Genomic DNA, 11,864 nt, shown 5'->3' on the forward strand with positions numbered 1-11,864 from the left:
CCGGAGAAGAATTAAAATCAAATACTTATCCTATGGCATTATTCAGATCTTCTATTAAATCGTCTACATCTTCAATACCTACACTCAGGCGGATCAGGGAGTCGGCCAGCCCGTTTTTGATTCTTTCTTCCCGTGGGATAGAGGCATGAGTCATGGAGGCCGGATGTCCGATCAGGGATTCCACACCACCCAGTGATTCTGCCAGTGAAAACAGGTGGGTATTGCTGAGTACCCGGTTGGCAGCTTCGATATTGTCATCTTTCAGGGTAAAGGAAATCATTCCTCCGAAGCCACGCATCTGTTGCTTCGCCACTTCATGATTAGGATGGTCGGTAAAGCCAGGCCAGTAAACTTTAGCCACTTTACTGTGATTACGCAGGAAATGGGCAATGGCCGCACCATTCTCACAATGACGCTGCATTCTTACATGCAGGGTTTTGATACCGCGCAATACCAGGAAACAGTCCTGCGGGCCGGGAACAGCACCACAGCTGTTTTGTATGAAATAGAGCTGTTGTGCCAGCGCTTCATTTTTCACAATTACAGCACCATGTACCACGTCGCTGTGGCCGCCCAGGTATTTGGTGGCAGAATGCAATACGATGTCGGCGCCCAGGTCCAGGGGATTCTGGAGATAAGGAGACGCAAAGGTATTGTCTACACACAGCAGCACCTCATGTTTACGGGCAATCTGTGCACAGGCAGCCAGGTCTATAATCTTCAGCAGCGGATTGGTTGGCGTTTCTACCCAGATCATCTTTGTTTTAGCGGTGATATGGGGTTCGATGTTGGCGGCGTCCTGCATGTCCACAAAAGTGAACTTAATACCGTAACGCTCAAATACTTTGGTGAAGATGCGATAGGTGCCACCATACAAGTCGTTGGTCGCAATTACCTCGTCTCCGGGTTGCAGCAGCTTGATAACGCCATCAGTAGCAGCCAGGCCGCTGCCGAAAGAAATACCATGTGTACCATTTTCTATCGCTGCCAGGGCGTTCTGTAAGGCATCCCGGGTTGGGTTCTGGGTCCGGGCATATTCGTAGCCTTTGTGTTCACCTGGTGCACTTTGTACATAGGTGGACGTTTGAAAGATTGGCGTCATAATGGCGCCTGTGGATGGATCGGGAGCTACACCTGCGTGTATGAGTTTAGTACCCAGCTTCATGTCTTAAATATTTTATAATGAATAATTTCTGGTGGTTTCCAAAGATACTCCAGATTTTGCGATTGAGCGGTCAGGGAGTTTAAGTTAAGGATTTGTTAGCGAACACAGCTTGCCTGTCTGTTTTAACTAATATTAAGATATTATCGTATTATTTATTACGCTTACGAACATTTTTATATCGTTCACCAATTTACCACCAACGGATAGGGATAATCGGATTAAATTCGTTCAGGTTTTTCATAGGATATGGTTAAAATTCTTAAGGCGGTATTCTTACCGCCTTTTCCATTTGGTATAATATACCCCTTTATATAAAAGCATAAGGTCCGGCATTGCCGGACCTTATGCTTTTATATAACTTGTTTATTTACTTCTTTTTACATTGCTGGTAATGGCTTCAGACCATTTGATAGGCAGGCTCACACTTACCTTGTCCCAGGCAATCACGAGGTTGGCGCCCGGATCCCCTTTTTCAAATACCATGGTAAAGGCATCTACCGGGGCAGACAGCGGTACAACCGGCAGGGCTGTTCTTACCACATCTTTACGCTGATCATATTTGAAGGAGCCCCAGATATCGGTTTCCTTATTCAGGATCAGGGTCCATATTTTCTCGGTAGGAATCGCATACAGGGTATAACGGCCCTTAGGAATGTTTTTACCGGCGATCACTACAGGTCTGAAAAATTCTATTTCTGTTGCTTCGTTGGCTCCCAGTCGCCATATTTTACCATACTCTTCCAGGTTGCCAAAGATGTTTCTGCCTTTTGTTTGTGGCCGGCTGTATACTACTCTGGCTACCAGTGCGCCTGGTTCACCTTTTACTTTTACTATGTAAGGATACATAACGGGGTAGTAAGCCATATCCATCGGGCTGGCATCCAATGGGGGTAATTTTTTATCCTGGGCACCTGCGGTTAAACTGAATATACCTGATATGAAGGCCCATAAGAGCATTTTTCTCATCATCCTGGAAAGCTTTATTGCTGTTAAATAGAATAGATGGCAAACCTACCCAATTTTAGGGAATCCGAAAAGGGCTGTATCTCTATTTAACAAGCTGTTAGCGGTTTTCAGTTAGTAACAAATTTTCCACATATGTTTCCAGCTGAGGAAAAAAGGAATGGTAGCAGGATTGCAACTCCTGGTAGTGTTCGAGAAAAACGGCAATAATCAGGGCCGGGTCTGTTTGCAGGTATTTTGTTCTGCGGGAGATACCCCGGAAAGAACTGGAGATACCGTCTATGGTTCGATAATTATATAACCAGTTGTGCTGCTGCATATACTGGAACATCTGTAAAAAGGTGGCCGGTAGCTGCGCTTCGCGGGAAGTAATTTCATCATAAACGTAACGGGAGAACGAAAGCAGGCTATCGGGCGAAAAACGACCGGTGTCTGTTGCCAGGAAATGATCATAGACCAGGTCGGTAAACACGCCGCTGTAGTGCCCGCAGGAGGGTAGGAAAAAACGTTTGGCCATACTCGTTACCGGATGCTGATCGGTATAACTATCAATTGCTCTGTGTATACGGATACCTTGTTGAATGCCCGGTGAATAGGTAATGAGTTTTGCGCTGCCTTTCACAAAATCAGCAATCAGGTTACCGGTAATCAGTTCCGGTTGCCGGAAAGAAAGATAAGCATGGGCCAGATAATTCATGCTGTAAGTTACGGATTTACATCAGAATGCCCCGGAGTCCCCTGCTATACAAAGGGTTACCGGCTAACCTGTTGTTTGATCCAGCTGCCAATCAGCTCCATAGCTATAGGAGAAAACGTTTCACTGATCTGACTGTATTCCGCCGGTGCGCCGGTGGATGCTGTCTGGAACAGGTGATTTAAGCCTGGCAACTCCCGGGTCGTCACCTTTTTATTGCCGTTATCCCGGCAAATTTTTGCGATGCCCGCCAGGTTAAAGTCAGGAACTACCTGCAGATCCTTGCTCCCGTTGAGGGCCAGCACCGGGCATTGAATGTTGCGGAGAAAAGGTTGCGGATCATAGGCCAGTATGGATTTGAACTCCGGTTTACACATAAATCTGATAAAGGTTTGTGTTTGCTGGCCCACGTTTGCCGGTGTAATACCAAATTGTGCTTTCACGGCAGATGATTGTGCGGTTTCCCACTGCTGTACCAGTTTGTTGGCTTTTACATACAGCCCTGTGGTATCTTGTTCCAGGCATAAATCCACCAGCTTCCCATATAGGGTCAGGTAGGTTTTAAGTGCGGAGGTATCTGCGCCGCTTTGCTGAAACAATGCCTTGTTCTGTGCTATCAGTACGTCTTTCCCTTTGGCCCCCGGCCCGGCCAGCATTACCAGAAAGGCAATGTCTTTATTACCGGCAGCCACCATGGGGCCAATGATCCCTCCTTCGCTGTGGCCTATGATGCCAATGGAAGAAGGATTAATAAGGTCCTTCCGGGATCGCAGATAAGCAATATTGGTGCGCGCATCTACGGCAAAATCGGTCACCGTAGCGGTAGCATATATGCCGGTTGTCTGAGCGGTGCCGCGGTCATCTACCCGCAATACTGCAATGCCTTGCCGGGTCAGGTAATCCGATAATACGAGGAAAGGTTTATGTCCATAAAATTCACTGTTCCGGTTTTGAGGACCGGAACCGCTGATCAGCAAAACTGCCGGAAATGGTCCTCCTTTTAATGGCGTGGTCAGGGTACCGCTATAGGTGATGCTTTTATCGGTATTGGTGTAGGTAACATCTTCAGACCGGTAAGGCAATGGCAGTAATGGTTCCTGGGGGCGTGGCGGAAGCGTAATGGAAAGTGTGCTCCTGCGAAGGGAGAGTAGTACACGGTTATTACCTTGTTGCCATTTGCCGCTGATACTATCCGGTGAAATAATACGTGCACTCAGGGTGGCCTGAATCGTTGATATACCGGCGGTAATACTATCGTCCGTCACCTGAAAGCTATTAAAAGGCAGTCCGAAGGCCTGTTGTTTGGGGCTGTCCATCGTGGTTTTGTAACGATGGGCGGTACTGTCCCAGGTAATGTGCAGCTGGATAGGGAGGAAAGCCACATTACCATGCCAGTCGCCGGCCAGCTGCTGGGCGTACCCCTGGTTTGTAAAAAGAAGACAGCTGCAAAGACAGGAAATCATTACCAGTAAAGAGATACGATGCATAGAGGCGGTCTTGAGGGTGAAAACAAAATATACTTGAAGGTCGGAAAAATTTTATCCAGTTTAACAAAAGCTTAACTGTGCCCCGTGCAACATTGGCAAGTTGGCACCAACACGCTTTCCGTGGCTGGTCTCAATCACTTCTTGTCCGCATCTGTACAGGCGAACGTCCGTTTTCGGATAGTTGAAATTATCAAGTAGCCCCGCAGGTAAAGTATGGCTTGACCACTCACCCATTCCGGATGTAGCTTTGTCTCATCGAAATGAAAATGAATCCATTCAACATTTAAAACTGTCAAGCACAAATAAATTTTTTATCATGAAAAAGCTTATCCTGTTATTAAGTGCCGCCTTTTTGCTGAGCGCACAAACAATTTTCGCCCATGCATACGAAACTGCTGTAAACAGTAAAATTGCATCTACTTTTAATGAGTCTTTTACCGGCGCTAAAGAAGTGAAATGGTATACGGAAGATAATAAAACGTTCACGGCCAAATTCACCATGAGCAATACGAAAGTAAGTGCTTTCTTTGACGACAATGGTAACTTACTGGCTACCTCCCGTTACCTGCAACCAGAGCAGCTGCCGTTGGAAGTAACCAATAAATTGAATAAGAAGTATGCCGGCAACAGTATTTTCTGTGTGGTGGAATATACGGCAGAAGCCAATACCGCATATATTATTACCCTGGAAGGGAAAGATCATTGGACCACTGTAAAAGCGGCTCCCGATGGTACGATGAAATTACAGAACCGCATGAAGAAAGCTTAGTTTTTAGTTGTGTTGTAAGTACACGGCCCGTGGGAACACCACGGGCCGTTTTGTTTTATTGTTATCAGGCCGTTACCCCATAAAAAATTATCTTAACTTTGCCACCTGTTAAGGCTTTATGAGCCAGACTGTTAATGTATAAACGATTAAACGACATGAACAAGGGACCCGTTTCTCAATTTATCCAGCACCATTACCGCCACTTTAATGCAGCTGCATTGGTGGATGCTGCCAAAGGATATGAAACACATTTGCTGGAAGGTGGCAAAATGATGGTGACATTGGCCGGTGCGATGAGTACGGCTGAACTGGGCATTTCTTTCGCAGAAATGATCCGTCAGGGTAAAGTTGATATTATTTCCTGTACAGGTGCTAACCTCGAAGAGGATATCATGAACCTGGTAGCACATACACACTACAAACGTGTTCCTAACTACCGTGATCTGAGCCCGCAGGAAGAATGGGATCTGCTGGAACAAGGCTTTAACCGTGTTACAGATACCTGTATTCCGGAAGAAGAAGCTTTCCGCCGTATCCAGCAACATATCCACAAAATCTGGAAAGAAGCAGAAGATAAAGGAGAGCGTTATTTCCCGCATGAATATATGTACAAGCTGCTGCTGAGTGGTGTAATGAAAGAACACTACGAGATCGATCCGAAAAACAGCTGGATGATCGCTGCGGCTGAAAGAAATATTCCTATCATCGTTCCGGGATGGGAAGACAGCACCATGGGTAACATCTTTGCTTCCTACTGCATCAAGGGTGAATTGAAAACATCCACCATGAAGAGCGGTATCGAGTATATGATCTACCTGTCTGAGTGGTATCGTAATAATTCTGCCGGTAAGGGAGTTGGTTTCTTCCAGATCGGTGGTGGTATTGCCGGTGACTTCCCGATTTGCGTAGTACCGATGATGTACCAGGATCTGGAGTGGACAGACGTTCCTTTCTGGAGCTATTTCTGCCAGATCTCTGACTCTACTACTTCTTACGGTTCCTATTCCGGTGCCGTACCGAATGAAAAAATTACCTGGGGTAAACTGGACATCCACACGCCTAAGTTCATCGTAGAATCAGATGCGACCATCGTGGCGCCACTGATTTTTGCGTATATCCTGGGCTGGTAATAAACGCATTGTTTTTTTTACGGCAGCTGTTGGTGTATCCAATAGCTGCCGTAAATATTTCAGGCTGTTTATAAAAAGAGTGCTGCCGCAATACCATCCGCAAATAATCTTCCTGCAGGGGTCAACCGCAGGGTTTCTCCTACCCGCTCCATTTTTCCGTCGTTGATAAAAGCCGTACTGTTTTGCAGGAGATGCGTTACATGTGCGGTATCAAACTTTTCAGCTACCCACTCCAGATTACAGCCGGCAGCGGTACGCAGGGAAGTCATGATATATTCGTTGAACACCATGATGCTGGTGAGTGATTCTATTTCAAAAGGTACTGCACCTGCCGTAATGCTTTTGATGTATTGTGCGTTGTTGGCAATATTCCACTGGCGGGAATGACCGTTGAAGGAATGTGCCGATGGTCCCAGTCCCAGGTAGGGTTTCCCCTGCCAATAGCTGCTGTTGTGCCGGGAGTGCCAGCCGGGCAACGCAAAATTGGAAATCTCATAATGTTCATATCCGGCAGCTTTGAGCCACTGCATCAGCAGTTCAAAATGTCGGGCTGCTTTATCTGCATCAGTCGGCGCCATTTTCTTTTTCCGGATGAAATGATCCAGTGCGGTACCTGGTTCTACCGTGAGGGCGTAGCACGACAGATGGGGGATGCCCAGCGCAATCGCCTGTTTTACATTTTCTTCCCAGCCTTCATCACTCAGTGTAGGACCGCCGTAGATCAGATCGATGGTAATATTCTGAAAGCCCAGTTCCTGTGCCAGTTGTATACATGCCAGTGCCTGTCCGCTGTTGTGCGCCCGGTTCATCCAGGTGAGGTCTGTTTCATGGAATGACTGTACTCCAATGCTCAGCCGGTTGATACCCGCTGCTTTCAGCATTTCCAGTTTAGGCCGGCTCAGGTCATCCGGATTAGCTTCCAGGGTGATTTCTGCATCTGGCGCCACGGAGAATACGCTCCGTATTTTTTCCAGCAGGGCCGTCAGCTCCGCCGGTTCCAGCAAGCTGGGAGTGCCGCCACCAAAGTAAATCGTATGCACCGTATCGGTGCCCAGGTAATGCTGCTGCAGGGTTATTTCCTGCAGGATACCGTTTACCAGGGAGGCCTGCTGCGCCCGCGAGGTGGAAAAGTGAAAGTTGCAATAATAGCAGGCTTGTTTACAAAAAGGAATATGTATATAAATGCCGGACATGCTTTTTATGGTGGTCGTGGTTGCCGTTAACCGGTCAACTATGGACTATTTTAATATCTTTGCAATCGTCAAAATTACGTTTCAGTTTTGTTATGTGAACAGGACAGTGTTAATTGCCTTTGTTTACCGCGTTGATTCCCGGAAACGTTAATCATTGAAAAGCCGATTATAAAGTCATTGCAAAATATTTTCCTGGTGCGAAACTGGTTGTTGCTTCTGTTTATATTAAGTTATTTGCCGTTGATGGCGCAAACGCCGGATTCGGGGGCAGTACCACCGCCGGTAGTGAAGAAAAAGCCCGTGATAACCCGTACGGTGGCTGATTCTTTGCGTCCGAAGGTGCGGGTGCAGCCGGTGAAAAAGGATACGCTGAAAGCGGCTGTTGCCACAACGCCGGCAGCGGTAGCAGGTGCTGATACCAGTCTGCTTCGGAAAGACAGTGTGGCGGTGCCTAAGGTAAAGCCGGTGTCTGCCTACGATGTATACATGAAAAAACTGGCGGCAGAAAATATGTTCCTGAAGCCGGGCCGGCCAACCTTTTATGATAATAATCCGCTTCGGACACGCCGCGACATGGACTGGCTGGCTTATCTGATAGGTGGCGTACTGTTGGTATTGAGTGTGATCCGGTTATCCTACCTGAAATATTTTTCAGATCTCTTCCGGGCCTTCCTGAATCCTACCCTCAGCCAGCGCCAGTTAAAGGATCAGTTGTCGCAGTCGCCTTTCCCGAATATGCTGTTGAATATTTTCTTTGCCTTATCGCTGGGAGTATATCTGTACCTGGTATTGTACCGGAATCAGGTGTTTCCGCAGGCAGAACCCTGGTTGCTGATTCCCGGACTGGTGGCCCTGGTAGCGGTGGTGTATGGTACCAAATATGTCATGCTGCGTTTCTGTGGCTGGTTGTTTGGTAATGTGGAGCTGGCAGATGCCTATATATTCATCCTTTACCTGATCAACAAGATTCTGGGGGTATTATTGGTGCCTTTTCTGATTGTGATGGCATTCTGCAGGCCTAATATTGCGATTGGAGCCCTCTATATATCAATATTTTTTATAGTATTATTAGTTGTATATAGGTATATTAGGTCTTATTCACTGGTTAAACAGTACCTGTCTTTCAGTAAATTGCATTTTTTTCTTTACCTTTGCGCATTCGAAGTAGCGCCTGTTTTAATATTGACAAAGGTGCTGCTGAATATCTGGTTAACTGGTAATCCCTGATTACCGCCTATTGTTAACACAAGAGCATAAAAAAGTATGATAAAAGGCGGGCCAAAAAAAGATTTGCAAGGTAAACAAATTCAGTCAATCCTAATTTCTCAACCTAAGCCAGAAACAGAAAAGTCTCCTTATTTTGATCTTGCAAAAAAGTTCAACATCAAACTGGATTTTTTTCCGTTTATTAGGGTAGAAGGGTTGCCGGCAAAGGAATTCAGGAAACAGAAAATTGATATCCTGAGTTTTACGGCTGTAATTTTTACCAGCCGTAATTCGGTAGATCACTTTTTCCGTATCTGTGAAGAAATGAAGATTAAAGTGTCTCAGGATTGCAAGTACTTTTGTATTACAGAAGCAGTTGCATTGTATCTGCAGAAATTTATTCTTTATCGCAAGCGGAAGGTGTTCTATGGAGCTGATGGTTCAACCAAAGGGGTACTGGAGGTGATGAACAAGCACCGGGATAATGAAAAATTCCTTTTCCCCAGCTCGGATAGTCAGAAAAAGGATATTGAAGAATGGTTAAAGGCCAACAAGTGCGAATACGCCACCGCTACCCTCTACAAAACCGTTTCTACAGATGTCAAGGAAGTACTGGCTGCAACCAATTATGATATGATTGTGTTTTTCAGTCCTTCCGGTGTGAAATCTCTGTTTGAAAATGTGCCTTTGTTTGAACAAAACGGTACCCGTATCGGCGCATTCGGACCTACTACTTCTGCTGCGGTGGAAGAAGCAGGATTAAGACTGGATGTGAAAGCTCCTGCTCCTCAGGCGCCTTCTATGGTAGCTGCCCTGGAGCAGTACCTGACCACACTGAACAAAAAATAAGCGATCTGTTTCGCATATAAAAATGTTGACAGGGATGGCATTATGCCATCCCTGTTTTTGTTGCTGCATCCCTTGCGCAGTGTATGATCAACATCACACAAAAATTATTGCTGTTAAATCCTGAAAAATAAATTTCTTTGTGTTGCGCAACTGAGCTGTCAAACTTTTGCAAAGCGGAGTCCATGAATAAACTGATCGGAGAAACAAGCCCTTATTTACTGCAGCATGCACATAATCCTGTTAACTGGTACCCCTGGGGTGAGGAGGCGCTGCAACGGGCATTGCAGGAAGATAAGCCTATACTGGTCAGCATCGGTTACGCTGCCTGCCACTGGTGCCATGTAATGGAACGGGAGAGCTTTGAAAACGAAGCTACCGCCGCCATCATGAACGAACATTTCATCAATATCAAGATCGACCGGGAAGAACGGCCGGATCTGGATCATATTTACATGGATGCCTTACAGGCCATGACGGGCGCCGGCGGATGGCCGCTCAATGTTTTTCTGACGCCGGATAAAAAGCCTTTTTATGGTGGCACCTATTTCCCACCTACGAAAGCATATAACCGTCCGTCGTGGACAGATGTGCTGCTTTCCCTGGCAGACGCTTTCCATAACAAGCGCGAAGAAATCAATACCCAGGCAGATAATCTGACACAGCATATTCATCAGTCCAGCCAGTTTGGAATACAGGCAGGTGCTGACTTAAATATTCCCCGGGAAGAACTGTTTACCAAAGCCCAATGTGATACTATCTGTGAGAATATACTGAAACAGGCAGATACCGTTTGGGGTGGATTCGGCCGTGCGCCCAAGTTTCCGCAAACATTTACGATTGCTTACCTGTTACGGTATCATCATTTCTATCAGCATCCGGAAGCTTTGCAACAGGCGGTGTTATCCCTGGATAAAATGTTGCAGGGTGGGTTGTATGACCAGCTGGGCGGAGGTTTCGCCCGGTATTCTACAGATGAGAAATGGCTGGCGCCACATTTTGAGAAGATGCTGTATGATAATGCACTGCTCATTGATGTGTTGTGTGATGCCTACCAAATAACCGGTAACAACGTATATGCGCAAACGGTAAAGGATACCCTGACGTTTATTACCCGGGAAATGACGTCGCCGGAAGGTGGCTTCTATGCAGCGCTGGATGCAGATTCTGAAGGTGTGGAAGGAAAGTTCTACGTATGGAGCCGGGAAGAAATAGACCAGATATTGGGAGAACAGGCGCCTGTTTTCTGTGATTTTTATGATGTACAGGAACACGGCAACTGGGAGGAACAAAATATATTGTGGGTACGGCAACCCTTACAGCAATTTGCAGTAGCCAAAGGATATGATCCGGCGGAACTGGCTACTACCCTGCAGCAATGCCGGGGGAAACTACTGGCAGTAAGGGAAGGCAGAATCAGACCTGGTCTGGACGATAAAATTCTGCTGGGATGGAATGCCCTCATGGTACATGCCTGTTGCAAAGCATTTGCGGCATTGGGAGACGAAACCTACCGGGAACTGGCAGTGCGCAATATGGATTTTTGCCTGGCTGTATTCCGCGAGGATGCCCATGGGCAGGAGTTTTACCATACCTGGAAAAACGGCATCGCCAAGTATCCCGCTTTCCTGGATGATTATGCCTACTTGATCCGCGCGCTGATTGCCCTGCAGGAAATCACCGGTGATATGACCTATCTGTATAAGGCACACGATATTACGGCGTTTGTCAATGATTATTTCGGAGACGACAGCGGTCAATATTTTTATTATACCATCGATGGGCAGGATGATGTGATTGTGCGTAAGAAGGAAATTTATGATGGGGCGGTACCGAGTGGCAATGCCATAATGATCCAAAACCTTTGGTATCTCGCCCTTGTTTTTGATAACAAAGATTGGGCAGATAAGGCGGTGCGTGCTACTTCCGCGTTGTCGCAAACTGTGGTGCGCTACCCTACTTCTTTTGGCGTGTGGGCGAGCCAGTTATTACAGTTTGTAACGGGTACGGCCGAACTGGCAATAGTAGGAGCTGATTACCGGGCACGGATGAACGATGCCGGCCAATGGTTTATTCCTTACCGGGTGTTGGTAGGAGCTCCGGCTGATGTGTCTGGTATTCCGTTGTTGTCACAGCGGGCTACCGGAGAAAGTACCCTGGTATATTTATGTAAAGATTACCATTGTATTAAGCCAGTTAGTTATATAGAAGAAATAATTAATTTAATATAATAATTATGTAAATTGCCTCGTTATTATTACAGGTATTGTTTGTATAAATGTTGGAGTGATTATATAATAAAATGTTAAAAAATACGTTTAAATTAGTTACCGAAGCGAGTTGAGTACAATTGAAAAAGTTGGATAAAAAGTCACTACGGATTAAAATTAATTATTACATTTGCTATCTTT

The 11,864-nt window shown here is 46.2% G+C and carries 10 protein-coding genes; 5 read left to right on the forward strand and 5 right to left on the reverse strand.

Features of this window, described 5'->3' with window-relative positions; translation table 11 throughout:
- Window positions 1–25: 25 nt before the first annotated feature.
- From OL444_RS04460 to OL444_RS04475, 4 genes are all read right to left on the reverse strand, one after another.
- Window positions 26–1,165: a cystathionine gamma-synthase gene (locus OL444_RS04460; RefSeq protein WP_264734436.1), complete on the reverse strand. Its 1,140-nt coding sequence runs from the start codon at window positions 1,163–1,165 to the stop codon at window positions 26–28.
- Window positions 1,166–1,528: 363 nt separating this feature from the next.
- The gene (locus OL444_RS04465) at window positions 1,529–2,134 is read right to left on the reverse strand and encodes a DUF2911 domain-containing protein (RefSeq protein WP_264734435.1); all 606 of its coding nucleotides are present in this window, start codon (window positions 2,132–2,134) and stop codon (window positions 1,529–1,531) included.
- A 94-nt stretch (window positions 2,135–2,228) separates the two neighbouring features.
- Entirely contained in the window at window positions 2,229–2,825 is a 597-nt protein-coding gene (locus OL444_RS04470; RefSeq protein ID WP_264734434.1) for an acyl carrier protein phosphodiesterase, read from the reverse strand.
- A gap of 56 nt (window positions 2,826–2,881) precedes the next feature.
- Window positions 2,882–4,309: an alpha/beta hydrolase family protein gene (locus OL444_RS04475; RefSeq protein ID WP_264734433.1), complete on the reverse strand. Its 1,428-nt coding sequence runs from the start codon at window positions 4,307–4,309 to the stop codon at window positions 2,882–2,884.
- A gap of 316 nt (window positions 4,310–4,625) precedes the next feature.
- Between OL444_RS04475 and OL444_RS04480 the strand changes: the two genes are divergently transcribed.
- Complete coding sequence (locus tag OL444_RS04480) at window positions 4,626–5,078, forward strand: hypothetical protein (RefSeq protein ID WP_264734432.1); 453 nt, start codon at window positions 4,626–4,628, stop codon at window positions 5,076–5,078.
- Window positions 5,079–5,233: 155 nt separating this feature from the next.
- Window positions 5,234–6,208, forward strand: coding sequence for a deoxyhypusine synthase family protein (locus OL444_RS04485; RefSeq protein WP_264734431.1), 975 nt, complete (start codon window positions 5,234–5,236; stop codon window positions 6,206–6,208).
- Between the two features lie 68 nt (window positions 6,209–6,276).
- Here the strand turns inward: OL444_RS04485 and hemW are convergent, their stop codons facing one another.
- Window positions 6,277–7,401, reverse strand: a complete 1,125-nt coding sequence (hemW, locus tag OL444_RS04490; protein ID WP_264734430.1) for a radical SAM family heme chaperone HemW — start codon at window positions 7,399–7,401, stop codon at window positions 6,277–6,279.
- Between the two features lie 243 nt (window positions 7,402–7,644).
- Between hemW and OL444_RS04495 the strand changes: the two genes are divergently transcribed.
- From OL444_RS04495 to OL444_RS04505, 3 genes are all read left to right on the forward strand, one after another.
- A complete protein-coding gene (locus tag OL444_RS04495; RefSeq protein WP_264734429.1) occupies window positions 7,645–8,628 on the forward strand; it encodes a DUF4271 domain-containing protein in 984 nt (327 codons plus the stop codon).
- A gap of 36 nt (window positions 8,629–8,664) precedes the next feature.
- Window positions 8,665–9,456 carry a uroporphyrinogen-III synthase gene (locus OL444_RS04500; RefSeq protein WP_264734428.1) on the forward strand — a complete coding sequence of 264 codons (792 nt, stop codon included), beginning with the start codon at window positions 8,665–8,667 and terminating at the stop codon, window positions 9,454–9,456.
- Window positions 9,457–9,638: 182 nt separating this feature from the next.
- Window positions 9,639–11,684, forward strand: coding sequence for a thioredoxin domain-containing protein (locus tag OL444_RS04505; protein WP_264734427.1), 2,046 nt, complete (start codon window positions 9,639–9,641; stop codon window positions 11,682–11,684).
- Window positions 11,685–11,864 lie beyond the last annotated feature (180 nt).

Source organism: Chitinophaga nivalis, assembly GCF_025989125.1.
GTDB lineage: Bacteria > Bacteroidota > Bacteroidia > Chitinophagales > Chitinophagaceae > Chitinophaga > Chitinophaga nivalis.

What these genes read in the sequence shown, in the direction of transcription:
- OL444_RS04480 (WP_264734432.1), top strand. Translation starts at nt 4,626, where the DNA reads ATGAAAAAGCTTATCCTGTTATTAAGTGCCGCCTTTTTGCTGAGCGCA.
- OL444_RS04495 (WP_264734429.1), top strand. Translation starts at nt 7,645, where the DNA reads ATGGCGCAAACGCCGGATTCGGGGGCAGTACCACCGCCGGTAGTGAAG.
- OL444_RS04485 (WP_264734431.1), top strand. Translation starts at nt 5,234, where the DNA reads ATGAACAAGGGACCCGTTTCTCAATTTATCCAGCACCATTACCGCCAC.
- OL444_RS04470 (WP_264734434.1), bottom strand. Translation starts at nt 2,825, where the DNA reads ATGAATTATCTGGCCCATGCTTATCTTTCTTTCCGGCAACCGGAACTG.
- OL444_RS04460 (WP_264734436.1), bottom strand. Translation starts at nt 1,165, where the DNA reads ATGAAGCTGGGTACTAAACTCATACACGCAGGTGTAGCTCCCGATCCA.
- OL444_RS04500 (WP_264734428.1), top strand. Translation starts at nt 8,665, where the DNA reads ATGATAAAAGGCGGGCCAAAAAAAGATTTGCAAGGTAAACAAATTCAG.
- hemW (WP_264734430.1), bottom strand. Translation starts at nt 7,401, where the DNA reads ATGTCCGGCATTTATATACATATTCCTTTTTGTAAACAAGCCTGCTAT.
- OL444_RS04475 (WP_264734433.1), bottom strand. Translation starts at nt 4,309, where the DNA reads ATGCATCGTATCTCTTTACTGGTAATGATTTCCTGTCTTTGCAGCTGT.
- OL444_RS04505 (WP_264734427.1), top strand. Translation starts at nt 9,639, where the DNA reads ATGAATAAACTGATCGGAGAAACAAGCCCTTATTTACTGCAGCATGCA.
- OL444_RS04465 (WP_264734435.1), bottom strand. Translation starts at nt 2,134, where the DNA reads ATGATGAGAAAAATGCTCTTATGGGCCTTCATATCAGGTATATTCAGT.